The organism is Clostridium beijerinckii (assembly GCF_008705175.1).
Lineage (GTDB): Bacteria > Bacillota > Clostridia > Clostridiales > Clostridiaceae > Clostridium > Clostridium beijerinckii.
Genome location: NZ_CP043998.1, coordinates 2,711,762 through 2,738,324 on the forward strand (window position 1 = coordinate 2,711,762; position 26,563 = coordinate 2,738,324).

General features: G+C 29.0%; 17 protein-coding genes, 1 riboswitch and 1 other annotated feature. Of the genes, 15 read left to right on the forward strand and 2 right to left on the reverse strand.

Features of this window, described 5'->3' with window-relative positions; all coding sequences use genetic code 11:
* The first annotated feature begins 427 nt into the window (after positions 1-427).
* The 5 genes from F3K33_RS12335 (at position 428) to tyrS (ending at position 7,167) form a co-directional block, all read left to right on the forward strand.
* Complete coding sequence (locus F3K33_RS12335; protein WP_034851959.1) at positions 428-967, forward strand: NUDIX domain-containing protein; 540 nt, start codon at positions 428-430, stop codon at positions 965-967.
* Between the two features lie 619 nt (positions 968-1,586).
* Positions 1,587-2,930 carry an MATE family efflux transporter gene (locus tag F3K33_RS12340; protein ID WP_023976529.1) on the forward strand — a complete coding sequence of 448 codons (1,344 nt, stop codon included), beginning with the start codon at positions 1,587-1,589 and terminating at the stop codon, positions 2,928-2,930.
* A gap of 329 nt (positions 2,931-3,259) precedes the next feature.
* Positions 3,260-4,222: a UV DNA damage repair endonuclease UvsE gene (gene uvsE / locus F3K33_RS12345; RefSeq protein WP_039769756.1), complete on the forward strand. Its 963-nt coding sequence runs from the start codon at positions 3,260-3,262 to the stop codon at positions 4,220-4,222.
* A 229-nt stretch (positions 4,223-4,451) separates the two neighbouring features.
* Positions 4,452-5,477 (forward strand): transglutaminase domain-containing protein, encoded by a 1,026-nt coding sequence (locus F3K33_RS12350; RefSeq protein ID WP_023976528.1) that lies wholly within the window; start codon positions 4,452-4,454, stop codon positions 5,475-5,477.
* Between the two features lie 124 nt (positions 5,478-5,601).
* Positions 5,602-5,864: a binding site (T-box leader), on the forward strand.
* A 91-nt stretch (positions 5,865-5,955) separates the two neighbouring features.
* On the forward strand, positions 5,956-7,167 hold the full coding sequence (tyrS, locus tag F3K33_RS12355) for a tyrosine--tRNA ligase (RefSeq protein WP_023976527.1): 1,212 nt from the start codon (positions 5,956-5,958) through the stop codon (positions 7,165-7,167).
* A 98-nt stretch (positions 7,168-7,265) separates the two neighbouring features.
* Here the strand turns inward: tyrS and F3K33_RS12360 are convergent, their stop codons facing one another.
* Together F3K33_RS12360 and ppx are read right to left on the reverse strand one after the other, a co-directional pair.
* Positions 7,266-8,447 carry an AI-2E family transporter gene (locus F3K33_RS12360; protein WP_023976526.1) on the reverse strand — a complete coding sequence of 394 codons (1,182 nt, stop codon included), beginning with the start codon at positions 8,445-8,447 and terminating at the stop codon, positions 7,266-7,268.
* A 101-nt stretch (positions 8,448-8,548) separates the two neighbouring features.
* A complete protein-coding gene (ppx, locus tag F3K33_RS12365) occupies positions 8,549-10,057 on the reverse strand; it encodes an exopolyphosphatase (RefSeq protein WP_023976525.1) in 1,509 nt (502 codons plus the stop codon).
* A gap of 203 nt (positions 10,058-10,260) precedes the next feature.
* On the opposite strand from ppx, the gene F3K33_RS12370 reads away from it, so the two are divergent.
* The 10 genes from F3K33_RS12370 to pepT all read left to right on the forward strand — a co-directional run bounded on the left by F3K33_RS12370 (position 10,261) and on the right by pepT (position 26,451).
* A complete protein-coding gene (locus F3K33_RS12370) occupies positions 10,261-12,318 on the forward strand; it encodes an RNA degradosome polyphosphate kinase (RefSeq protein WP_039769754.1) in 2,058 nt (685 codons plus the stop codon).
* Between the two features lie 232 nt (positions 12,319-12,550).
* Positions 12,551-13,120 (forward strand): cell wall-binding protein, encoded by a 570-nt coding sequence (locus F3K33_RS26965; RefSeq protein ID WP_023976524.1) that lies wholly within the window; start codon positions 12,551-12,553, stop codon positions 13,118-13,120.
* Between the two features lie 512 nt (positions 13,121-13,632).
* Entirely contained in the window at positions 13,633-14,796 is a 1,164-nt protein-coding gene (locus F3K33_RS12380) for an iron-containing alcohol dehydrogenase (protein WP_039769752.1), read from the forward strand.
* A 148-nt stretch (positions 14,797-14,944) separates the two neighbouring features.
* Positions 14,945-15,802 (forward strand): S66 family peptidase, encoded by an 858-nt coding sequence (locus F3K33_RS12385; protein ID WP_039769750.1) that lies wholly within the window; start codon positions 14,945-14,947, stop codon positions 15,800-15,802.
* Between the two features lie 135 nt (positions 15,803-15,937).
* Positions 15,938-17,407, forward strand: coding sequence for an extracellular solute-binding protein (locus F3K33_RS12390; protein WP_023976522.1), 1,470 nt, complete (start codon positions 15,938-15,940; stop codon positions 17,405-17,407).
* 59 nt (positions 17,408-17,466) lie between these two features.
* Entirely contained in the window at positions 17,467-20,436 is a 2,970-nt protein-coding gene (locus F3K33_RS12395; RefSeq protein WP_039769748.1) for a bifunctional diguanylate cyclase/phosphodiesterase, read from the forward strand.
* 31 nt (positions 20,437-20,467) lie between these two features.
* Complete coding sequence (locus tag F3K33_RS12400) at positions 20,468-22,201, forward strand: flagellar assembly protein A (RefSeq protein WP_023976520.1); 1,734 nt, start codon at positions 20,468-20,470, stop codon at positions 22,199-22,201.
* Positions 22,202-22,349: 148 nt separating this feature from the next.
* A riboswitch (purine riboswitch) is annotated at positions 22,350-22,451 on the forward strand.
* A gap of 144 nt (positions 22,452-22,595) precedes the next feature.
* Positions 22,596-23,948, forward strand: coding sequence for a nucleobase:cation symporter-2 family protein (locus F3K33_RS12405; RefSeq protein ID WP_023976519.1), 1,353 nt, complete (start codon positions 22,596-22,598; stop codon positions 23,946-23,948).
* 1 nt (position 23,949) lies between these two features.
* On the forward strand, positions 23,950-24,522 hold the full coding sequence (locus F3K33_RS12410; RefSeq protein ID WP_023976518.1) for a xanthine phosphoribosyltransferase: 573 nt from the start codon (positions 23,950-23,952) through the stop codon (positions 24,520-24,522).
* A 708-nt stretch (positions 24,523-25,230) separates the two neighbouring features.
* Positions 25,231-26,451: a peptidase T gene (gene pepT, locus F3K33_RS12415; protein WP_012058642.1), complete on the forward strand. Its 1,221-nt coding sequence runs from the start codon at positions 25,231-25,233 to the stop codon at positions 26,449-26,451.
* Positions 26,452-26,563: the final 112 nt, after the last annotated feature.

Genomic DNA, 26,563 nt, shown 5'->3' on the forward strand with positions numbered 1-26,563 from the left:
CACTACCATGAATGTGAGTAATTAACCACCAAAAGTTTAATATTTAGTGACCACACACCACTAAGTATTATGATTAAAAGATATTTGTTAATGTCCACACACCATTATAAATATCTTCATAAATAGTACAAACGAACAATTTCTATTTAATATAAAAAAGTAGATACATTTCATAAAATTCAAATATGGCCCACAAGGTTTGCAAAAACTTTGTGGGTTTAAAATTTTAATAAATTTTTACAATAATAGATAATTAAAGTATAATTTATTTAAGGATATTTTTCTGTAAAATAGTAAAAAATATAAAAAACATCATTAATGGCTAACTAAATTAATTATTATTTTAACAATATCTGGGCGAAATCAAAGATTTAGTAGATAAATTATTTATGGTATAGGGAATTTTGAAGAATAAGGATGTGAGAAAATGAATATTATGTTCAACAAACTTTTTGAAATAGACAAAGTAAGTGATTCAATCGAAAAAATCAATTTTAGGGAAGCAGTAAGAGGAATAATAATAAAGGATAAAAAGATTCTAATGGTACATTCCAAGAATAAGGATTATAAGTTTCCAGGAGGAGGAATGAAAAAGGATGAGGGGCATATAGATGCTCTGAAAAGAGAAGTGGAAGAAGAAACTGGATATGTTTGCAGTAAAATTGGTGATCAACTTGGAATTATAACAGAAAGAAGCAAAGATAAATATGTTAATAATAGAGTTTTTAAGATGATCTCTTACTATTACTTAGCAGAAGTATCAAATGTAAGGAAAGCTCAAAAATTGGATCCATATGAGGCTAAATTAAAATTTAGGCCAGAGTGGATACAAATAGAAGATGCTATTAATAATAATGAAAAAATAATATCATCAGGAGTAGAACCAATTCCAAACTGGATTTTTAGAGAAACTTATGTGCTAAAAGTGATAAGAGATTATATAAATAGATTTAATAAAATAACATAATAATTAATACGTATATATTGATGTAATAAATTTATATTTAAAGTTTTAGTAAGTGAAATACTCATACGCAATTTAAATGTAGAAATTTAGTTAAAGAATATATATTAAAAAGCCTTGAAAGAAATGTAAGAAATTTTATGAATTAATTCATATTGCACAGAATATTAATAAAAACAAGTGTTAGTCAAAAGAAGAATAATCTAAATACCTTATTTTAGTGATAAAGTATGTAGAGTAAGGTGGTGATTTTTAGTAATAAGTGATAAGATTATAAATAGTTATAAAAATTTTATATCAAAGAAAGAATGATATATGTTTATGAAATATTAACGATATGTCATTCTATTTGCGTGTTTTTATAAAAAATGTATTATAAATTATTGATTTTGGGATAGCGTGTATTAGAATACATTATGGAAGATGGAATTTATTATTGAATATATGAGCATTAAATTGTTGGAGCAGCGAGGAGTGATATAAAGACGAATATGAAGATATATAATGTGAATTGAAAATGGACAAGGGTAATAGCTATAAATATATAGCTTTAATTTTTGTTTAACGTTAACAGAAAAAACTAGTAACTTGGGTGTTTTACTAGAAGGAAGAAGGATATTGTGTGTTAATAAGAAAAGATGTTTTAAAGTTAGCAATACCTATAATGATAGAGCAAACATTTGTTATGTTATTAGGTACATGTAATACAATGATGGCAGGACATATTGGTGAACAAGCTGTATCAGCAATAGGAATGGTTGATTCTATAAACAATATGTTCATATCATTTTTTGCAGCTTTATCAGTTGGTGCAACGGTAGTGGTTGCGCAGCAGATAGGAAGAAATAAACCTAAGAAAGCAAATGAAACAGCTAAACAAGCTATTGTATCAGGTATTTTAGTATCATTAATTATAACATTGCTTTTGTGGATTTTCAGGATTAAATTAATTAATGTACTTTATGGTTCAGCAGAAGAATTAGTTAAAATCGATGCAAAACTATATTTGGAGTTTACTTTGCTTACGTATCCATTTATAGCAATAGAACAAATTGCTAATGGTATACTCAGAGGATGTGGAGATACAAAAACTCCTATGCAAATAACAATATTTATGAATCTTATAAATATTGCTTTAGGATATACATTGATATTTGGAATTAATGCATTGAACATACCATCATTTGGGATAGCTGGTGCGGCAGTAGCAATTGCAATTGCTAGACTTATTGGTACTTTAATTATAATGTTAGTTTTATTTAGAGGAAGTAAAATTATAAAATTAAAAAAGATATTTCCATTTAAATTTGATATGGAAATACAGAAAAATATATTTAATATAGGAATTCCAGCGGGCATGGAACAAGTGATATTTAATGCAGGAAAATTAATAGTTCAGATGTTTATAGTTACAATGGGAACAGCATCTATTGCTGCCAATGCAATTTCATCATCAATTGCTATAATGATAAATGTTCCGGGAAATTCACTTTGTTTAGCAGCAACAACTTTTGTGGGACAGTATGTAGGGAGAAATGATATTAAAGGTGCAAAGAGTACATTAATATACTTGACTAAGTTTGGTACTATTTGCTTAGTATCTTTGGGATTGATTTTTATACCTATATCAAAATGGTTAGCATCTCTTTATACAAATGTTCCAGAGGTAATAAATATATCAGCAACATTAACTAGAAGCAACAGTATAGCATTAATTGCTTGGGGGATATCTTTCATACTTTCATCAGGCCTTAAAGGAGCTGGTGATACCAGATATACTATGCTAACTGCATTTATAGGTATGTGGATATTTAGAATATTTGCAGGTTATATTTTAGGTATTGTTCTAGGAATTGGTGTTTTAGGAATTTGGATTGCTATGTATATTGATTGGATTGTACGTGGACTTATGTACTGCTTTAGGCTTAGAGGAAATAACTGGCTTAAGCATAGAATTTCTGACTAAAATAGTTAAAAGAAGTTATCTAAGAATAGGAAAATAATAATGGATGATTAACATTAATTTTTATTATTTTTAGATAACTTCTTTTTGTATAGTTATAAGAAATTTGCAAAGATATTAAAAAAATAGTTATAATTTAAAAGAAAATGTTTACAATAATAACTGATGAGATTATAATAAGTAATAGAGTGTTTAAAAGTTTAAATTATTAAATATTAATCTAACTTTTAATACAACCTCTAATACTCATTAATCTCTTTACATATAATTGGACTCCACTTTGGAGTTCTTTTATTATGTTCAAGAAATATTAAGTACATAGGAGAAGAATTATGAGAATAAGGTTTGGCTATGTAGCAATTTCAATGAGGTTGGGTAAAAAGATTTCTAGTTCTAGCACAGTTACGTTTACAAATTATAATAAAATTATTTCTGAAAAGAACAAATTAGATAAACTAAAGAGTATAACACTATCTAACTTAAATGATCTAGAGAAAATACTTAATTATAATGTGGATAATCAAATACACTTTTATAGAATAACATCTGCGTTAATTCCTCTAGTTACTCATCCTGATGTTGGTTATTGGGGACATAGAGAGATTTTTAAAAAGGATTTTGAATTTATTGGAAGAATAATTAGGCAAAATAACATGAGAGTGGATACACATCCAGATCAGTTTAATGTTTTAAATAGTGCAAGTAATGAGATCGTTAAAAATTCTATCAGCAATTTAATGCGTCAAGTAGAATGGTTTGAGGATCTTGGGTATTTACATGGAAAAATGGTTTTGCATGTTGGAGGAGCAACTGGTGGAAAAGAGTCAGGAATAAGCAGATTCATTGATAATTTTTCTCTAATTCCAGAAGAAATAGGATCTAAATTAATTCTTGAAAATGATGATAAAATATATACGGCAAGGGAAGTTCTAGATATATGCAGGACTTTAAATCTTCCAATGGTCTTAGATGTTCACCATCACAATTGCAATAATAATGGTGAAAATATAGAGGACTTACTTGAGGAGATTTTTAATACATGGGATAATGAATTTTTCCCACCTAAAATACATTTTTCAACACCAAAAGACCACGATAAAGATAGAAAACATGCTGATTATATAAATGCAGAGGATCTTGTTGAATTCTTAGAAAAAGCCAAGGTTCTAGATAGGGATTTTGATATAATGCTAGAATGCAAGCAGAAAGATGAGGCACTGTATAAATTAGTAAAAGATATAAAAGTCATAAGACCACAGTATAAATGGATCGATAACAGCACTTTTGAATTATAAAATAGTTTTAGCAACTACCTAGAAAATTTAATATTTTAGGTAGTTATTTTTATGAATATATATTTGAATTTAGCATCATTGATAATATTCTGATATAATAGATATATATGTTTTGGGAGGTAAATAATAATCTGGGAAGGAGGAAAGTATTGAATTGTGCTGCTTTATAACATAATATTAACAAAAATTATTCCAATGGGATTCATATGAAGAAAGAAGGGATTTATTGATGAGAAACGTTATTAGAAATCTATTACTTGGATTAATAATAATATCAGCAATAATGGGACAACCTGTTTTTGCAGCAGATAATGATTTAAACTCATATGTATATAACCATTTAGAAAATTGGGACACAGAGTTTCAAATTGATTATTATAAATCTGATGTATTAGAAGTGGTACAAAATATTGCAAAAGATGATGATTACTTAATGAGATCACTAGAGAAAATGGTCTATGAAAGAGTTGGAGATAAAGCAACATTAAAGGTTACTTATAGAACAACTAAAGATCAAGAGTTATATATTAATCAAGAGCTAACTAAAATAGTTAATTCTATAACTACCAATGGAATGAGCGATTTTGATAAGGTTAAGGCAATAAATGAATATTTAATAAATAGATTTGAATATGATGATAGTCTTGTATCTAATAATGCCTATTCTGCATTGACAACTGGAAAAACTACATGTCAAGGTTATGCCATGACTGCTTATAAAATGCTTAAATTAGCAGGTGTAGAGAATAAAATTATTATTGGAAATTTAGATGGCGTTCCTCATGGATGGAACTTAGTTAAATTAAATAATAAGTGGTACCATTTAGATGTCACAAATAATGATGCATTAGGAAATAATAAATATTTTCTAAGACAAGATAAGGTTCTAAAAAATGATGGATTTACATGGAAAGAAAGTGATTATCCAGAATGCTCTGAGGATTATAATTATGAGAATAATAAGGCAAGCAGTTATGCAGGATTATTATCTGAGCTTAAGTCAAATAAAGATGGTAGGTGGAATTTAGTTAATTCTGCGTGGTATTTTATGGAAAATACAGGACGTTATGCAACTGGATGGAATGTAATAGATAATAATTGGTATTACTTAGGCAATGATGGCATAATGAAAACCGGATGGATATACTCTAATGGAAAATGGTATTATTGCTATCCTGGAAGCGGGGCTATGGCTCTTAATTCCGTTATTGATGGAAAATATAGAGTTGATTCAAATGGAGCATGGATATCATAGCTGTAGCAATTAAACAATAAAGTTTATATTGACAAAAGCTTAAGTTTTTTGTACAATTTAAACAATTTAATATATCGCATAATAAGGAAAGTAATTTATTATATTTCTTTATTCTAGATTTTCAATAAAAGCAATGAAAAGAATAAGTAGAAATTAGTGATGCCATACAGAAAGTTACCGGTTGATGAGAGGTGCATGGAAGCTGGTTTTGAATACATCTTAGAGCTTCAAGCTGAAAAAAGTTTCTTTTGAGTAGGTGATGACGGAACCCTGCACCCGTTATAGTGCTAAAGTATAACCAAAATTTTGGCGTACTTGAAGAGGTTAATCGTGTGAGCGATTAATGAATTAAGGTGGTAACACGGGAGTTATACTCTTGTCCTTTATATTTTAAAGGACAAGAGTTTTTTTGTTGCAAATATTGAATCTTGTAACGCTTACTTATATTAAAAATAAGAAATATTTAGGAGTTAAGAAGATGAAAAAGAATACTGAAGAACAAATTAAAATTATAAGGAAAGGAGTTGCAGACATAATTAGCATTGATGATTTGGAGAAAAAGATTATTAAGTCGGTAAAAGAAGATAAACCTTTAATAATTAAGTTAGGTTTAGATCCAACTGCGCCAGACATCCATTTAGGTCATGCGGTTGTATTAAGAAAGATTAAGCAAATGCAAGATTTAGGGCATCGAGCAGTTATAATAATTGGGGATTTTACGGGTAAAATAGGGGATCCAACCGGAAAATCTAAAACTAGGAAGCCTCTGACCAAAGAAGAAGTAGTAGAAAATGCATTAACGTATCAAAAGCAAATTTTCAAAATTTTAGATAGAGATAAAACAGAAATTAAGTTTAATAGTGAATGGTTATCTGAACTGTCATTTGAAGAAGTTTTAAAACTGGCTGCGACTACAACAGTTGCAAGAATGCTAGAAAGAGAAGATTTTAAAAAGAGATATAATTCTAATACTCCTATTGGAATTCATGAATTTTTTTATCCTCTAATGCAAGGTTACGATTCTATTGCATTAAAGGCGGATATAGAATTAGGAGGAACTGATCAGACATTTAATATTCTTATGGGGAGAACATTACAAAAAAATGCTGGAATGGAGCAACAAACAGCAATATTTATGCCTATATTAGAAGGACTGGATGGAAAGGAAAAAATGAGTAAGAGTTTAGGAAATTATATAGGAATACAAGAATCAGCAGAAATAATGTTTAAGAAAGTAATGGAAATTCCTGATGATTTAATTATAAAATATTACGAACTTGCTACCGATGAGCATCCAGATAAAATTAGAGGAATTAAAGAAGAGTTGGATAATGGCAAAAATCCAAGAGATGTCAAATTTGAGCTTGCAAAAATTATAACAAGATTATATCACACAGAAGAAGAAAGTAAATTCGCACTTAAATATTTTGAAAATGTATTTAAAAATAAAAATATACCTGATGAGGTGCCTGAAATAAATATATCTTCTGAATGTAGCTTGTTAGAAGATGTTGGAAAAGTTCTTGCTAAAAGTAACTTAATAAAATCCTATAATGAATTTAAAAGGCTTTTAAGTCAAGGTGGAGTATATGTAAATATGCAAAAAGTATCTGATTTTAACAATATAACAATTAAAAATGGAGATATAATAAAGTTAGGCAAGAAGAAGTTTGTTAAAATAGTAAAGTAGCTAAAAGTGTATTAAAAGAATTAAATGAAAGAATATATACTATATTAAAAGAGGCACTCAATTGAACTGCCTCTTTTAATAAATTAATTCATAAAGAATTATGACTGCTTTTGCTTTTCTATGTAATTTTCGTACCAATTATTAAATAGAACTTTACATGAAGCAGCAACTGGTACAGCAAGGAGCATTCCTAATAACCCGCCTACATTGCCACCAATTAGTATAGCCATCATTGTAAATACCGCATGTAAACCTACACTATTTCCAACAATTTTAGGGGCTAGAAGATTATTATCAATTTGTTGTACAACTAGCATAGCAACTATGGCGTAAACTATTCTTATAGGTGTACCACTTAAAAGTCCCATAATAGCAGCAAGAATAGTGCCAATAATTGGGCCTACATATGGAATCATATTGCTTATTCCTGCAATTATACCAATTACAAAAGCGTAATCTATTCCAACAATTGAAAGTGCTATCGCTGATAAAACTCCAACGAAAAAAGCTTCTAGCAATTGACCGCGCAGGTACTTAGCAAAGACTTCATGAACAACTCTAAAAACGTAAATAATTTTATTGCCTAAAATACTTTTACCAAATACTAAATAATAAAGCTTATTCCATAGTGCTATAAAATATTCAGAATCCTTTAGAAGATATATACTAATTACAAGTGCAATAAAAAATGTTGCAACACCACTTCCAATTGACATTATATATGATGTCATATTTCCTAAGTTGCTTTCAACATATCTTTGTAAATATATAATTCCGCTAATAATATAAGGTTTTATATTATCTATAAAAGAATTATCCAGCCTATCTAAAGTCCCTTTTATGGATTCAGTTGAAAAGGAATTACTCTTTAAGTATAGGGAAATGTGTTGAGTCATATTTATAATAGTAGTATTATTTGATATCTGACCGCCTATCATAAAATAGATTCCTAAGATTAAGCCTGAAAATATACCAATAATTAAGACATATGTAATCATAATTGCTATAATTCTTCGAGTAGATGCCTTCTCTAATTTATATAGTCTGTTCTGCTTTAGAAAAGTTTCAATGCCTCTAGTTATAGGATATAAAAGATATGCTATTATGATACCGAAAATCAGCGGCTTAATTAAATTAGTTAAATACCCTAGAAAGTCAAATGCAGATCTAAATAATAATCCCATATTTAAAATAATTAAAAATGCTATATATAGTATAACTGCTGTAATAACTATATATATGGAATACTTGAATAATTTTTTATCAAATTCAATTTTCATATAACGGTACTATCTCCTTATTTTACTTTAACTTAATTTACTATTATATGAATTATATCATATTTTAAAGCAAATATATCATATAAATATTTAAGTAAAACCTATAATGGGATAATAGATAACTTTTTGTTGAAACATTTCTTAAAGTTTTCATCCATTTCCACAGGTAAACTATCTTGCATGTATTTAACACTACTCTTTGGAAGTGTTAACTTAAAAGTATCTTTCTGGTTTATAATTGTGACTTCGGATAAGCTATTATAAAAATACTTATCAATTTTATGAGCAAGACATAATATTATTGAAATTTTTTTGCATATTAGAATCTCCTCTTTTCTAAGGATATTTTTATATTCATCTGATAATTTGTAATCAAATTTACCGCTTAGTGCTATGGCGTAACCAAGCATTAATATTTGTTTATGTGTAAGTCCTGAAATTAAGGAGTTAATTATTATATATAAGCTGTGTTTATAAGCATGTTTTATGGAAATACTTATCCCCAAATCATGCAATTTAGCTGCTGCACCAAGAAGTTTATATTCTAATTCTAAAAATTCATAATTTGGTTTTTCAAGGTATTTAAAAAATACAAGAGATAAATCACGTATTTTTTCAGCATGTGAAATATTTAAGTCATTATTTGTTAAAATATTGTTCAATGAATAATCTAAAATATCAAGATTATCAAGATCTTTATTCAAGAGTTTTTCGTATAAAACACCTTCACGGATTCCATATTGACTAATTCTAAAAGCAGGACAATTGCAATAGTTCATAAGCATTACAAGTGCCGAGAAAGGTGCGGTAAATATGTCAGATCTTTCTCTAGGTAATCCCTTTAATTTTGCCTTTTGGTTCGTATTAAGATTGAGAACATATTCATGAATTATTTTAACTTCATCAAAAAGCATAGTATAATTATGGAGCAGATCAAGTGGATATTTAATAAATTTCTTGTGAATTTTACCAATCGAACGAGCTGTTCCGCCAATTCCTATTAAAGGCAAATTTTGAGCAAGCTTTAGCCAAGGTAACTTATCAAATTCATTAAATATAAATTTCTTAAATGCTGAAATAGTATTTTTGTCTGCTGACACATCAAAAGGAAATAGCTTAGTTAGTGGTATGGAGCCGAGAGGTAAACTTACTCCATTAAGTATTTTTTTATCTTTCATTAAAGTGATTTCCATGCTTGAACCGCCAATATCAATAAGTAAAGCATCCTTTATATCCATGGTAGCTTTGATTGTTATATATCCATAAGCTGATTCTTCAATTCCACTAAGAATTCTAATATCTAATTTAGTCTTCTCTTTTACCAAAGATAAAATATGATCTCTATTTTTTGCACGTCTGATTGCCTCAGTAGCAACTACAATTATTTCGACTACATCATTTTTCTCGCATAAAATCTTGAAGAATTCTAAAGTAATTAACAACTTACCTATTCCTTCATTTGATAAATTGTCATTTTCATCAATAAACTGACCAAGTCTTGTCATTCTTTTTTCTTCATCAATTATTTTAAATGAATTATTCTTATATATTTCATATACTAGAACCCTCATTGAATTGGAACCTATATCAATAACTGCGATATTTTTCATTGTTCACTCCTCCTCTATATAAAAATATGATAAAAAGTTAACTTGTATATAATAACATTTTAACTTAAAGTTAACAAAAATATTAGATTATATTAGTATACATTTAAATATATTACATTATTCAATGTGTATTTAAAATACTATATTTACAAATAATTAAATTAAGTTGAAAATGATTAGCTTATAGGATGAGGAGAATAATTATGGATGAAAATTATACATATGATAATTACGAAAATTTTTTTAATCGTGAACTTAGTTGGTTGGAATTTAATCAACGAGTTTTAGATGAAGCTAAGGATAATACGAACCCCTTATTGGAACGATTAAAATTTTTATCCATATCAAGTTCCAATCTCGATGAATTTTTTATGGTGAGAATTGGATCATTATATAGTCAAATTCAAGCAGGATTTGATGAAAGAGAAGTTTCTGGCTTAACACCAAGTGAACAGATTAGTAAAATACTTTATAGAGTTAGGGAGATGGTTAAGGACCAATATCATACATATGAGCATTTATATGACCACTTAGGTTCCAGAAATATAAGAATTTTCACGTATGATATGTTAAATGAAGAACAATTAGAATTTATAAATGACTATTATAAAAATATATTATATCCAGTTTTAACACCTATGGTAATTGATTCAGGTAGACCATTTCCTTTGTTGTTAAATAAAACATTAAATATAGGTGTTATATTAAAAGAAAGTAAGAGTGAACAAGAATTGTTTGCTACAATTCAAGTACCATCAGTTTTAGGGAGATTAGTTCCTATACCAGGAGGGATAGGTGAAAACTTTGTATTATTGGAAGATGTCATAAAAAACCACTTAAAGGAATTGTTTGGATTTAAAGTATTAACAACAGCGTGCTATAGAATAACTAAAAATGCAGATTTAAGTTTAAATGAAGAAGGAGCAGAAGATTTGCTTGAAACAATAGAAGAATCTCTTAAGCAGAGAAGGTGGGGGCTTGCCGTAAGATTAGAAATTGAAGAAACAAATGATACCAGGATCATAAATAAATTAGAACAAGAATTTGAAATTTCGGAGGATCAAATATTTTGTATAAAAGGGCCAATTGATTTAACATTTATAAATAAATTATATAGTATTAAGGGATATAGTGAACTTAAGTTTGAGCAAATAAAGAGTCTGCAAGTTAAGGAATTACAAGAAGAGGATATATTTCAAGAAATAAGCAAGAAGGATATTTTTCTACACCACCCATATGAAAGTTTTTCATTAGTAGTAAAATTAGTAGAAACTGCTGCTCAGGACGAAAAAGTACTAGCTATAAAGCAAACCCTATACAGAGTAAGTGGGAATTCACCTATAATAGCTGCTCTTTCAAAAGCAGCAGAAAACGGAAAGCAGGTAACAGTATTAGTTGAACTTAAAGCTAGGTTTGACGAAGAAAATAACATTCATTGGGCAAGGCAGCTTGAAAAAGCGGGATGTCATGTTATATATGGTGTGATTGGATTAAAAACTCATAGTAAAATATTATTGATTGTTAGAAAAGAAAAAAAAGGTATTAAAAGATATGTTCATTTAGGAACTGGAAATTATAATGATGTAACAGCTAAATTCTATACAGACATTGGGATAATAACATCAAAGCCTGAATATGGAGAAGATGCATCAGTTATATTTAATATGCTTTCAGGATATTTTAAACCTGAAAATATGAGTAAAATAACTATTGCACCGTACGGATTACGAAAAAAGTTGGAGCATCTAGTTGAAAGAGAAACTGAGCATGCTAAAAATGGAAAGAAAGCAAAAATAATTGCAAAAATGAATTCGTTAGTTGATAGAAAACTTATGATAGCTTTATATAAGGCATCACAAGCTGGAGTTAAAGTAGAACTTATAGTTAGAGGAATTTGCTCATTAAGACCTGGAGTTAAAGGCTTAAGTGATAATATAACAGTGAGAAGCATTGTAGGAAGATATTTGGAACACAGCAGAATATATTATTTTTATAATAATGGAAAAGAAGACACATATATATCAAGTGCTGACTGGATGTATAGGAATTTAGACAAAAGAGTTGAAACTATGACAGTAATAGAAGATAATCTTATAAAAAAGGAACTTAAAGAAATGCTTGAATTATATATAAAAGATAATGTTAAAAGTAGGATATTGCTAGAAGATGGTTCTTATACAAAAATTAAAAGTGAAGGTAAAATTGTTAATGCACAGAAGGATATGATAGAGATTTGTAAAAAGTTTAATCAGAAAAGTTAGATGAATATATGATTTAAATAAATATGTTATATGTTGAGCAGAAGTGATATAAGCAAATAAAATTCGATAGAATTTAATAATTAGGATTCTTGAAAATGGAAATTAGCTTAAGTAGTGTTAAATAGAGATAAAAAAGGCTAAAGTGTTAATAGCTATAATCGATAATTAATTATAAGAATATAATTGAGACATAAATATTAAATTACATTAAATATTCTAGGAGATGAGCAAAATGAAGAATAACAAATTAAGAATTTTATCTTTAGCCTTATTAGCATTCCTAGCTCAAGGATCTTGTACTTATGCAGCAAGTTCGGATAAGAGCGATTATACTAAAGATGAATTAAACAATTTAACTCCAGGATGGGATGCAAAAGACATAGACAAAAGTAACTATAAAGTTGATTCCTATAAAAACTCATTTTCAAGTACGCAGACCCCGGATGCAAAGGATAAGGATACTAGTGATACAACAAGTAAAGACAATACTTCAAGTGCAACAACTGCTGTAGACACAAGTGTAGGAAATGCTATCGTAAGCAGTTCACCGAGCACAGGAAACAGAGGAGATTTTTGGGGAAAGACTTCAGATGGAAAATGGATATTGATTGAACAAGGTGTTCCAGTAAGTGGTTGGAAAATGGTAAGAGGACAATGGTATTACATGGATTCTAATGGAGTAATGCAGACTGGATGGATAAACGATGGAAACAACTGGTATTATTTAAATTCAGATGGATCTATGGCATATAATACGTATGTAGGCGGTTATTATCTTGATTGGAACGGTGTTATGCAATAATCTATTAAAAAATAAATTGTTATAAGTAATTTCTAGGCAAAACTTATGTTTGGTTTAATCAATCAAGCTGTGAGTTTTGTCTTTTTTATTTTGAATAGAAAAGAGTTGAATCTTAATATTTAACAAGCAAGGTATAATAATTTATCTTAAATGGAAAAATGAAAGATGATAAAATTATTATTTATAAAATGATAAAAGATAATGACATTTAAAATTTTATAAATAATAAATATAGTTAAGTGCAAGAGTAAAGTCGTTAATAACGAATTTACTCTTGCAATCAAGAAGTTAGTTTTTCATTTTACCAAAATAATAAATATATATACTTGACATAAAGTTAACTCTAAGGTGTAAAATTTATAGGAAAGGTTCATATTCATGGATTTATTACCTGATATTCTTATATTATGATATGAAAAAATAATATAGATTGAGGTATGAGAAACAAAATTCATGGATTACTATTTTTAATAATTATAACTTAAATTATATATTATAAGGAGAGAGCGTTTATGGAAAATTTTAATTATTCAATACCTACTAAAGTTTATTTTGGAAAAGGGCAAATCAAAAATCTTGCTGCCATAATTAAAGAATATGGTAATAAAATACTTATAGCATATGGCGGAGGAAGTATTAAGAAAATTGGGTTATACGATGAAATGATTAAAATATTAAATGATAATTCAATATCATATGTTGAATTGTCAGGAATAGAGCCAAATCCAAGAATTGAAACAGTAAGAAAAGGAATTAAAATTTGTAAGGAAAATAATGTTGAAGTAGTTCTTGCTGTAGGAGGCGGAAGTACAATAGATTGTGCGAAAGTTATTGCGGCAGGAGTAAAATACGAAGGAGATCCATGGGATTTAGTAACTAGTCCACAAAAAATTAATGAAGTATTGCCTATAGTAACAATATTAACACTATCAGCGACTGGTTCTGAGATGGATCCACATGCTGTGATTTCTGATATGACAACTAATCAAAAATTGGGTACAGGTCATGAAAATATGAAACCAAAAGCTTCAATTTTAGATCCTGAGTATACTTATTCAGTTCCTAAAAATCAAACTGCAGCTGGAACTGCTGATATTATGAGTCATATATTTGAAACTTATTTTAATCATACAAAGGGTGTGGATATCCAAGATAGTACAGCCGAAGGATTACTTAGAGCTTGCATAAAATATGGTAAGATTGCAATAGAGAATCCAAAGGATTACGATGCAAGAGCAAATTTAATGTGGGCTTCAAGCTGGGCTATTAATGGCTTGATTTCATATGGAACAAATTCACCTTGGGTGGTACATCCAATGGAGCATGAATTGAGTGCTTTTTATGATATAACACATGGGGTTGGATTGGCTATATTAACACCTCATTGGATGAAATATTCTTTAGACGATACTACTGTTTTTAAGTTTGCTCAATATGGAATAAATGTTTGGGGAATAGATAAAAACTTAGATAAGTTTGAAATAGCAAATAAAGCAATAGAAAAGACATCTGAATTCTTTAAGGAATTGGGTATACCAAGTACTTTAAGGGAAGTTGGCATTAAAGAAGATAAGTTAGAATTAATGGCAAAAAAGGCTATGAATCCATATTTTAAGTATGCTTTTAAGCCATTAGATGAAAATGATATATTAAAGATTTTTAAAGCAGCACTTTAGCAAATACCACAGTGTACGCTTGTGTAAGAAAAGTCTAAATATATTAGATTAATAGCGTACAAATTTTATGAAAATTATATACTAAAATATTAACGGCAGTATACTTACTGCCGTTAATACTATATAAATTTAGAGGGAGATAATGTTTATGGAATTATTTAGTAAAGGTGATAAAGTAGGAATTGTTGCTTGTTCAAATGGCTTAGATAAAAGTAATATATTAAAGATGAACGAGCTAGGACAAGCATTGAAAGAATTAGGACTTATACCTGTATTTAGTGATAATTTATATAAAAATTATTCTGTATTTAATGGGAGTAATAAAGAAAAAGCTGAAATATTAATGAATTTTTTTATAGATAATGATATTAAGGGGATTTTTGATGTATCCGGTGGAGACTTAGCTAATGGCATATTGGATCATTTGAATTTTGAAACGATAAGAAATAATATGAAACCATTTTTTGGGTATAGTGATTTGTCTGTAGTTATTAATGCTATATATTCTCAAACAAATATGAAGACTTATTTATATCAAATAAGGAATTTAATTGGTGATAGAAGAGAAGTTCAAGTGGAAGAATTTAAAAATACATTTATGGATAATGGAAGTAAACTTTTAACATTTAATTATGAATGGGTGCAAGGATGTGCTATGGAAGGAATTGTGGTAGGAGGAAATCTTCGATGTTTATTAAAACTGGCAGGTACAAAATATATGCCAGATTTTAAAGATAAAATTATTTTCTTAGAAAGTTTAGGTGGTGACGTTCCAAAGATGTTCACGTATTTGACACAATATAAACAACTGGGAGTATTTGAACAAGTTAAAGGAATAATTCTTGGTGAATTCAGTGAAATGGAAAGAGAAAAACACGTTCCAAACATTTTGGAAATTACTAAAGAGATAGTAGAAAATTCTAATATTCCAATTATAAAAACTAGTGAAATTGGTCATAGCAAAAGTTCAAAATGCATAATAATTGGAGGAAAAATAAAACTATAGTTTATATGAAAAACCATGTGCGAGTAGAAGTGATTCTTTTATATACATGGTTTTTACATTATTTTATGGAATTTATATGAATTTTAACCTATAATTATATAGTACATAATGAAAATATTATAATGGGAGGGGAAAATGTTAAAAAACTTTAGGACATTATCTATAACAATAGTTATGTTATTAATAAATTCTATTGCTTTTACAGGATGTAAAATTGATACAAGAGATAATTATGGTCTGGATAAGGACAATCCTGTTGCAGTGGAAGTATGGCATTATTATAATGGAATACAAAAAATACAGTTTGATAAAATGGTAGAGGAATTTAATAAAAGCGTAGGTAAAGACAAAGGAATAATTGTTGAGGCATTTAATCAAGGAAGCGTAAGTGAACTTACGGATAAGGTCATTGATATCACAAAGAAAAAAGTTGGAGCAGAAAAAATGCCAGATGCTTTTATGGCATATCCAGATACAGCTTATGAGATAGAGAAGTTAGGACTTTTATCAGACTTTGGCAAATATATGTCAGAGAATGAAATAAATAAATATATAGACAGTTACATAAATGAAGGAAAATTGGATACTGAAGATAAGCTAACTATATTTCCATTAGCTAAATCTACAGAAATTTTAATAGTAAACAAAACAGATTGGGAAACGTTTTCCGAAGAAACAAATGCAGATATAAGTGAGTTTAATACTTGGGAAGGGATCGCAAATTTAGCTAAAAAATACTATGATTGGACTGATAGAAAAACAGAAGCTAAAGATGACGGGAAAACTTTTTTCGGAAGAGATGCTATGGCAAATTACATGATAATTGGAAGTCAAGAATTGGGTGAGGAGATATTCAAGGTTACTAATGGCAAGCTAGAGGTTAATATTAATGAAAAGGTTATGAGAAAGCTATGGGATAATTTTTATGTGCCATATATAAATGGATATTACGGAGCATATGGCAGATTTCGTTCTGATGATGCAAAGGTAGGAAATATAATCGCATTAGTAGGATCTACGTCTGGAGCAGGGTATTTTCCAGATTCAGTTATAACAAATGATGATCAAAACTATAAAATTGAATCGATGATTTTACCGCTTCCTAAGTTTAAAGATTCAAAAGTTGCGTATATGCCACAGCAAGGTGCAGGTATGGTCATGATTAAATCTGACTCTAGACATGAATATGCAGTTACAGAATTTTTGAAGTGGTTTACAGAGTCTGATAGAAATGCTAAGTTTTCAATAGCAGCTGGATATTTACCTGTTAAGAAAGAAGCAAATCATAGTGAATTTATTGAGGGGAAAATTAATAATAACGATGTTTTGGATGTCCCCAAAAAGTCACAAGAAGCTGTTTTAGAAGCTATAGATCAGGAAAGAACATACAAGTTTTATGCAAGTAAAGCTTTTAATGGCGCAGATGAAGCAAGAGATATTTTAGAAAAATCTATGCTGGAAAAAGCAAAAATAGATAGAGAAAAAGTTAAATCTTTGTTGAAAAAAGGAATTTCTAGAGAAGAAGCTATAAAGAGTTTTAACACAGATGATAATTTTAATAATTGGCTTGAAGATTTAAGAAAAAGCATTAATGCAGTTACTTAATTTGATTTGTAATTCATAAAATTACAAAGGTTCAAAGTCACTGCGAGCGGGGTGAAATAATGTTCTTAATAAAAAATAAGAACTCTATAATTAGAAAGTTACTTATTCCAATGGTAATTGTTGTATTAGCACAAGTAGTGCTTTTTGTAAGTGTGGTTCTATTGAGTGGAATTGTTGGGATTCTTAAAAATAATTCATTTAATTTGTTAAACCAGAAAATTCAATCAAGAGGTAGTTACATTCAAAATGAGATGATTCAACATTGGAGTAATGTTAGTGAATCTGAAAGCTTGATTAATGCTAATATTTTGCACAAGCTTCATAGTAATGGGATTACGGTAAAGGATTTGGACAGCAACACACAATTCACTAAAGAGTTATTGGAAGATGTTTCGAGTGATTTGATATTTATGCTCAGAAAGAATTATGTAACTGGAGCATTTTTAATACTTGATAATAATTCTGAAGAAAAAGTAGGATTATATTTTAGAGATTTAGATCCTAATTCAAATCCAAGTGATAAATCAGATTTATTGATGGAAAGAGGTCCTGCTTCCATTGCACAAAATTTGGGGATTCCTTTAGATACATGGTGGAATAACAGGTTTATATTTAATCAGAATAAGAATTCATCTCCAGAAGAATTTTTTTCAAAGCCTATCAACGCAGCTGTAGATAATAAAGGATTATCTTATAAGGATTTAGGATATTGGAGTAAACCATTTTCATTAAGTGATAAAGATATACAAATTGTTACTTATTCAGTTCCGTTGTTAGATGAAAATGGCAAACCATACGGAGTTCTTGGAATTGCTATTTCATTAAATTATTTAAATTCATTACTTTCATATGATGAAATAGACTCTAATGGGAGAGGTGTTTATCTAGTAGGCGTTGACGATAACAAGAATATGAACTTTGAAAAGATTACAACAACAGGACCATTAGCAGGAAAAATACTTGGAGAAGAAAAAAATATTCAGTTTAATAAAAAAGAAATATATGATTCAATATATGAGATAAAAGAACCAGATTCAAAAAATATAGCTTATGCATCAACAAAATATATTAATTTATATAATACAAATACACCATTTGAAAAAGATACTTGGGCAATTATTGGAATAATAGAAAAGGATAATCTTCTATATTATTCAGAGAGATTTGAAAGGCTTCTATCGGTATCATTAATTATTTCGACTCTGGGGGGAATAATAGTAATTGTTATTGTAGGTGAAAGGGTTACGAAGCCAATAAGAAATTTAGCTCAGGATGTTAGAGAAAGTAATCCTAGTAAACCAATAGAACTTGGGAAAATAAGTATCTCAGAAATCGATGAGTTGTCATCAGCAATAATGACGTTAAGTTCTAACGTGGCAGACTCTGCTTCGAAAATGTCTCAAATTATAAAATTATTCAATATGCCCATAGGCGCTTTTGAATATAAAATAGGACATGAAGTAGTGCTATGTACAGACACATTTTTTGATGTAATAGGAATTGAAAAATCAAAGCGATTTGATTCATACGTAGATAAAAGATATTTTAGTAAAATTATAAAGAAGATAACAGAGGAGAAAGAAAGTTTTCAAGAAGAAACTTATAGGATTAAAGGAGCGAATAAAGAAACTAAGTGGATTAAGTTAAAAATTTTAGAGGAAGAGTCTAGAACTCTAGGAGTAGTAAGTGATATTACACAAGAAATTTTAGAAAAGCAAAAAATAGAGTATGAAAGAGATTATGATATACTTACTAATATGTTAAATAGAAGAGCATTTCATAATACAGTAAAAGAAATATTAGAAAGCGAGGATCTTAAAGTAGGAGCATTTATAATGTGGGATTTAGATAACTTGAAATATGTAAATGATACTTATGGACATGATTATGGCGATGAATACATAAGAAAAGCATCCGAAATATTAAAGGAATTTGAGAAATATGGAGGAGTTGTTGGAAGAAGATCAGGGGATGAGTTCTATACATTTTTATACGGATATGAAGATAAGTACGAAATTAGAAAAATTGTAAAAAGTATTCATTCTGGTATCGAGAATTCAGTACTTAAGTTACCTAATAATAGAGAATTGAAAGTTAGAATATCAACAGGGATAGCATGGTATCCACATGATGCTATAACTTTTAAGGATTTAGCTAAATATTCAGATTTCGCAATGTATAAAATTAAGAAAACAGTAAAAGGAAATATAAGTGAGTTTAACAAAGAAGAATATACTGAGGATTCTTTCTTGTTCAGCAGTCAAGAAGATTTAAATAAATTACTTGATGAAAAACTTATTAAGTATGCATTTCAGCCAATAATAGATGCAAGAACAGGAAAAATATTTGCGTATGAAGCTCTTATGCGTTCACAGTTAGAGTCCCTTAAAAATCCGCTTCATATAATAAAGCTTGCAACTGCTGATTCACGATTATATGAAATAGAGAAAATTACATTTTTTAAAGCTCTTGAGAGCTTTGTAAGGAATAAAGAGGAATTCAAGGATGCTAAACTTTTTATAAATTCTTTGCCAAACTATGTCTTATCATATGAGGATAGGAAGAGGTTTGAAGAATTGTATGGAGAACATCTTGATAGATTAGTAATAGAACTACTTGAAAATGAACGCTCTAATGGAGATAACATTTCTATAAAAAGAAAAGTAATTGAAAAGTGGAATGCCAAACTTGCTATTGATGATTTTGGCTCAGGATATAATAATGAAGCAGTATTGTTAGCAATTACACCAGATTATGTTAAAATAGATATGGAAATTGTAAGAGGAATTGATAAAGATTTAAATAGGCAGCAGATTTCAAAAAACCTCATATCTTATGCTAAACAAAGAAAAATTAAAGTTGTAGCTGAAGGGGTTGAAACAAGAGAAGAATTAACGAAACTTATAGAATTTGGAGTTGACTATCTCCAAGGATATTATTTTAGCAAACCAGAATTTACTCCACCTGAGATAAGTAAAGACTTAGTTATGGATATTCTGGAAATCAATAAAGAATTTAACACAAAATAAAACCAAGTCATATTTTGGGGGATAGATACGAATGGAAAAAGAAGTAGGCGCTAAAGTTGTTAATGGGAAAATAATAATAGCTGATGGGATAAATGGGGAAATTATAACTATAAAAGCTAAAGAAAATGTAAATCTATTTATTAATGATGTAGAATGTGAAAAGTTTAAACCATATGAAGTAAGTTCAAAAGATAAGATTACTTATAATTGCGAGACAACTCCTGCAAAGAGAGAAGTAAATATAACTATATCTGAAGATAAAATGAAAGCTTATATGACAGTGGAGTATATACCTAAGACTGAATACAAAATAAAGGACAGGGAATTTTACATAAATTTAGCTGTATCTACTGAAGTTCTGTTGAAAGAAGAACCTGAATACTTTACTGTTCAAGAGTTATATAAAAAACTAAAAGAAAAAGGAATAGTTTTTGGAATAAAGGAAGAATCTTTAGAATTGATCTTAAAAGGGTGCTCGAGTGAAGTTTTGGTCGCAGAAGGATTGGAGCCAGTTAAGGATACACCGAGTGAGGTAAAGTTGTTTTTTACACCAACTCAAATGGTTTTTCCAGAACCAGATTCTAATGAGAAAGTAGACTTTAAAAATTTATTTAGAATTTCCAATGTTAATGCTGGAGATAAAATCGCAGAAATAATCCCTGAGATTCCGGGAAAGAATGGAATGAATATTTTGGGTAAAGTTATAGAGCGTGAATATATTCGAAGCTTACCAATTGATGCATCAAAAGGATGTAAGATTGAAAATAATCATATTATATCTCTTATTGATGGAAAAGCACATATTGCTAATAGAAGTGTAAGCGTAAATCCTATTTACACCGTAGAATCAGTAAATATGGAAACTTGCAACATTAAATTTTATGGAGATGTAGAAGTTTATGATAGCGTACAGGATAATATGTTTGTTAGCGCTGGAGGTTCATTAGATGTAAGTCAAAATGTTAATATGGCTAATGTTGTTACAGGTGGAGAAATAACAATCTTAGGAAACACAATTAATTCAAAGATATTATCAGGACAAGTAGATATAAGAAAAAAAGAATATTCAGATGTACTTACTGAATTTAAAAATATTTTAGTTAGTATGATAGAGTATATTAACGGATTGAATCTACAAAATTTTGAAAGAAAAGATTTTGTAAAGACACTGACTGAGAAGAATTTTGGGAATTTTCAAAAAGTAGCATTAAATATAATTTCTTTAAATATAAAAAATAAAACAAAACGCAGCAAACTTGTAGATTTTATAAAAGGAAAGATATTAGGACTTAATATCTTGGAAATAAAGTCAATTTATGATCTAAAAACTTTACTTAACATATTGGATAATGAAATAGATTATTATGATAAGAATATAATAGTCCCCCTAGATATTCGGATTGGTTATTGTCAAGAATGCGAGATAAAATCTACAGGAAATATTATCATAGGTGGTAAAGGTGAATATACTTCAAAGTTAACTGCAATGAAGGATATAATTTTTACAAGATCTGATTCGGTGGCCAGAGGGGGAGTCTTATCTGCCGGTCAAAATATAAGTTTAGGAGTAGTAGGGAGCAGAGCATATATACCTACAACGTTAATGGTACCACAGTATGGGAGAATAACTGCTGCTAAAGCATATACAAACACAGTATTTTGCTTTGGTAGGACAAAGGTTACATTGGATGAAGATCTGAAAAATATTAATGTATATTTTAATAGTGAGAAAAGGGCAATTGAATTTGGTAAAACGGCACTGTAAAACTACCTACTCTAAAAATATAAAAAATATAGGGTATGATGGTTCGAAAGAATATGTTTGTTTTAAAAGAATTTTTGGAGAAAATTAAAGAATTATAAAAATAATAAGTAAGTATTTGTCTAAAAAATATATATGTGATATAATAAGTCAACAGTTCATACAAAAGACTCGTATATTTCCGATATTATGGTTGGAAAGTCTCTACCTGCTATCCGTAAATTAGCAGACTACGAGGTAGTGTTTTAGTGCTAAGTATTATTATATTCGCATATAAATACAACACCTCAGCTTTAAGATGGGGTGTTGTATTTTTTTGAAAACTTTTCTGAATATATGTATAAAGAATTTGCGTGTCTATGTATGATTAAATTTTACATAGGGAGATTGAAAGAAAATGGAATTAAGTAACAAAGAGATTTTAATCGAAGATTTGGACTGTAAAAATGAAGAAATTAGCGAGCTTCTTTATGGAGTTGAAGACAAGCCTAATTTATCTACACAAATTTTGCTAGGATTTCAGCACATATTTGCTGCGTTTGGAGGAATTATAGTAGTTCCATTAGTTATTTCTAGTGCATTAGGTTTTGATATAGTTACATCAACAGCACTTATGAGTGCAACTATATTGTCAGCTGGGATAGCAACTTTTATTCAATCGAAAGGTATTGGTCCTGTTGGTGCAAGAGTTGCATGTATAATGGGAACAGATTTTACATTTGTAGCACCATCAATTGCAATTGGGAGTATTTACGGACTTCCAGGAATATTAGGTGGGACAATACTTGGGTCATTAGTCGGAATAGGTTTAAGCTTTGTAATACGACCTATGATGAAATTATTTCCACCACTTGTTACAGGAACAGTGATAACATTGATAGGACTAACTCTATTACCTGTATCGATGGATTGGGCTGCTGGTGGTAGTGGTTCGCCTAATTATGGAAACTTAACTAATATTTCAATTGCTATGATTGTAATGATTATAACTTTATTGTTAAACAGATATGGAAAGGGATTAGTAAGCAGTGCCTCAATATTAATTGGAATGGCAATTGGATACATTGTTTGTATTCCTCTTGGAATGGTTGATTTTTCATCAGTAAGTTCAGCAAGTTTTATATCATTTCCAAAGATATTTGAGCATGGAGTTAATTTTGATCCTAAATTAGTACTTCCATTTATTCCTGCTTATTTTGTTACAACAATTGGAACAGTAGGATGTTTAAAAGCTATCGGAGAAGTTTCAAAGGTTGAAATGGACGATAAGAGAATTGGAGCAGGAGTATTATCTGATGGACTTGGAAGCATGCTTGCAGGTATTCTTGGAACTTTCCCTAATACATGTTTCAGTCAAAATGTAGGTTTAATTCCGTTAACAAAAGTAGCAAGTAAATATGTGGCTATGATGGCTGGGATAATACTCGTAATACTAGGGTTTTTACCAAAATTTGCAGCACTAATAAATATAATGCCTCAACCAGTTTTGGGTGGAGTAGGTATTGTAATGTTTGGTACAGTTGCGGCATCGGGTATTAAGACTTTAAGCAGAGTAGAATTAAATAACCGTAATTTATTAATAATAGCAACAGCAATTGGACTTGGTGTTGGAATTACATTCCGTCCTGATTTTATAAGTCAATTACCAGAAGGTCTTAAAATGATTTTCTCATCAGGTATTTCGACTGGAACTATTGCAGCGCTAATATTAAATTTATTATTAAAACAAGAAAAGAGTGGAGTAGAATAGAATGGAAAGCTTACATAAAAGAATTTTAGAAGAAGGACAAGCATTGTCAGAAAATGTACTGAAAGTTGATTCATTTTTAAATCATCAAGTGGATCCGGAATTAATGTACGAAATGGGTACATACTTTAAAAATTACTTTGAGAATCATAAAATAACAAAGGTGTTTACAATTGAAAGTTCTGGTATAGCACCTGCTGTGATGACTGCAATGCAAATGAATTTGCCTATGGTTACTCTAAAAAAGCAAAACTCAAAAATACTAAATGGTGATGTTTATCAAACAACTGTACATTCATTTACTAAAAGTTTAGATTATGAGTTGACATTATCTAAAAAATATATAAATGATGAAGATAATATATTAGTTATAGATGATTTTTTAGCAAATGGCGAAGCGGCACTTGGGGCTGCACGTTTGATAGAAGAAGCTGGAGCAAAAGTTGCAGGAATAGGAATAGTAATAGAAAAGTCATTCCAAAAAGGAGCTCAAATGCTTAAGGACAAAGGATATGATGTATACTCTTTGGCAAGAATAGCGAAACTATCAAAAGGTATAATAGAATTTGCTAAATAAAGTATTTTTATTACAAAGTAAAAATTAAATTATATTTATTATAGATACCCAACTTTAAAACTAGATTTATGTGATAACTTACCGAAATCATAAATATTTTGATTCCGAAAAGCTATGAAAATATCGCTGAAGATTCTAAGCAGCAGGTGTATCCACTTTAGCATGCTCCAACTTTCAGTTTGACAAGCTAAAATGGAACAACCTACAGCTAAGAACCTTTAACAGCTCATTTTCAAATGTTTTCTCCGCAAATATATTTATAATTTCTAGTGAAGATATAAACTTAAAGTTTTAGCAATTTTGTAAATATGTTAATCAATAAGTCGAATTTTTAAATTGTTTATCTATAGCATTTTAAAGAGTGTCTAATAAAGATCTTATAAATTAGAGTTGTTCAATTTTGCATAATACAAGCAAAGTTGAACAACTTTTAATATTTTACAGAGCATTTAAATTATCTAATAGTCATTAAAAAGTTATATAAAAATTATTTTTTATATAACTTTTTTTCAATGGAATTCATTTTTTTGTGTTTAATATACACAAGATATAAAATAAAATACTTTATCGGGATAAAGGGAGTATAGTACTTTCTTAAATCAATTATTGATTTATGTCATTCTAAAAAGTAAAATAGATATATAATTAATTCCCAATATATGAAATTCTTTATTGGAAAGCTATATAAAATAAAAAGGAGACAAAGATATGAAAGCTTATGAACGTTTATTAAAATACGTTAAGGTATATACTACCTCAGATGAATCTTCAGAAACACATCCAACAACTAAAAGACAATTTGATTTAGCTAATATATTAGTTGAAGAAATGAAGGAAATTGGACTTCAAGATTGTAAAGTTGATGAACATTGTTATGTATATGGAGTTATTCCTGCAACAAAAGGATATGAAAATAAAGCAAGTATAGGGCTTATAGCTCATATGGATACAGCACCAGCGGCTAATGGAAAAAATGTAAAACCACAAATCATAGAAAATTATGATGGCGGCGATATTATTTTAAAAGGAAATAATAGCATTTTGTCACCTAAAAAGTTTCCACATTTAAAAAACTTAAAAGGTAAGACTATAATTACTACAGATGGAACATCATTGCTTGGAGCTGATGATAAAGCAGGTATTGCAGAAATACTTACTGCATGTGAAACTATAATAAATGAAAATATTCCTCATGGGAAAATATGTGTCGGATTTACTCCAGATGAAGAAGTTGGACTTGGAGCGCATTTATTTGATGTAAAAAATTTCGGGGCAGATTTTGCATATACAATTGATGGAGGCGAGGAAGGTGAAATTTCATATGAGAATTTCAATGCTGCAGCAGCAGAAGTGAATATTCATGGGGTATCAGTTCATCCAGGGTCTGCAAAGAATACAATGATTAATGCAACAAATGTAGCTATTGAATTTAATTCTATGCTGCCATCATGCGAAAGACCTGAGCATACAGAAGGATATGAAGGTTTTTATTATTTAGATAGTTTTAATGGAAATACTGAACATGCATCACTAAAGTATATTTTGAGAGATCATAATAAGGAAAAGTTTGAAAATAGAAAATCAACAATGCAATTAATAGAAAAATTATTGAATGAAAAATATGGTGAAGGAACAGTTAGGGTTACATTAAAAGATCAATATAAAAATATGGTTGAACTTATAAAACCTTGTATGCATTTAATAGATAACGCTACAGATGCTATGAAAGATTTAGGTGTTGCTCCAATAATAGAACCTATTAGAGGAGGTACTGATGGTGCTACTTTAAGTTATATGGGACTTCCATGTCCTAACCTTGGAACAGGAGGCCATGCTTTCCACGGTGAATTTGAACATATTGCAGTTGAGAGTATGGACATTTGCACTGAAATTATAATAGAAATTCTAAAGAGATATGCAAATCAATAAATGAGAATATTTAATCTGAAATAAATTTTTTGGATTAAATTACAAGTGAAAATATGAGATTATAAAAAATGAATTATTAAATTAAATATTATACCTCAGGTTTTTAATTACA

Bases quoted from the DNA above. Each gene is read 5' to 3' on its own strand.
- uvsE (WP_039769756.1), top strand. From the start codon at position 3,260: ATGAGAATAAGGTTTGGCTATGTAGCAATTTCAATGAGGTTGGGTAAA.
- F3K33_RS12335 (WP_034851959.1), top strand. From the start codon at position 428: ATGAATATTATGTTCAACAAACTTTTTGAAATAGACAAAGTAAGTGAT.
- F3K33_RS12390 (WP_023976522.1), top strand. From the start codon at position 15,938: ATGTTAAAAAACTTTAGGACATTATCTATAACAATAGTTATGTTATTA.
- ppx (WP_023976525.1), bottom strand. From the start codon at position 10,057: ATGAAAAATATCGCAGTTATTGATATAGGTTCCAATTCAATGAGGGTT.
- F3K33_RS12350 (WP_023976528.1), top strand. From the start codon at position 4,452: ATGAGAAACGTTATTAGAAATCTATTACTTGGATTAATAATAATATCA.
- F3K33_RS12395 (WP_039769748.1), top strand. From the start codon at position 17,467: ATGTTCTTAATAAAAAATAAGAACTCTATAATTAGAAAGTTACTTATT.
- pepT (WP_012058642.1), top strand. From the start codon at position 25,231: ATGAAAGCTTATGAACGTTTATTAAAATACGTTAAGGTATATACTACC.
- F3K33_RS26965 (WP_023976524.1), top strand. From the start codon at position 12,551: ATGAAGAATAACAAATTAAGAATTTTATCTTTAGCCTTATTAGCATTC.
- F3K33_RS12405 (WP_023976519.1), top strand. From the start codon at position 22,596: ATGGAATTAAGTAACAAAGAGATTTTAATCGAAGATTTGGACTGTAAA.
- tyrS (WP_023976527.1), top strand. From the start codon at position 5,956: ATGAAAAAGAATACTGAAGAACAAATTAAAATTATAAGGAAAGGAGTT.
- F3K33_RS12380 (WP_039769752.1), top strand. From the start codon at position 13,633: ATGGAAAATTTTAATTATTCAATACCTACTAAAGTTTATTTTGGAAAA.
- F3K33_RS12385 (WP_039769750.1), top strand. From the start codon at position 14,945: ATGGAATTATTTAGTAAAGGTGATAAAGTAGGAATTGTTGCTTGTTCA.
- F3K33_RS12360 (WP_023976526.1), bottom strand. From the start codon at position 8,447: ATGAAAATTGAATTTGATAAAAAATTATTCAAGTATTCCATATATATA.
- F3K33_RS12370 (WP_039769754.1), top strand. From the start codon at position 10,261: ATGGATGAAAATTATACATATGATAATTACGAAAATTTTTTTAATCGT.
- F3K33_RS12400 (WP_023976520.1), top strand. From the start codon at position 20,468: ATGGAAAAAGAAGTAGGCGCTAAAGTTGTTAATGGGAAAATAATAATA.
- F3K33_RS12410 (WP_023976518.1), top strand. From the start codon at position 23,950: ATGGAAAGCTTACATAAAAGAATTTTAGAAGAAGGACAAGCATTGTCA.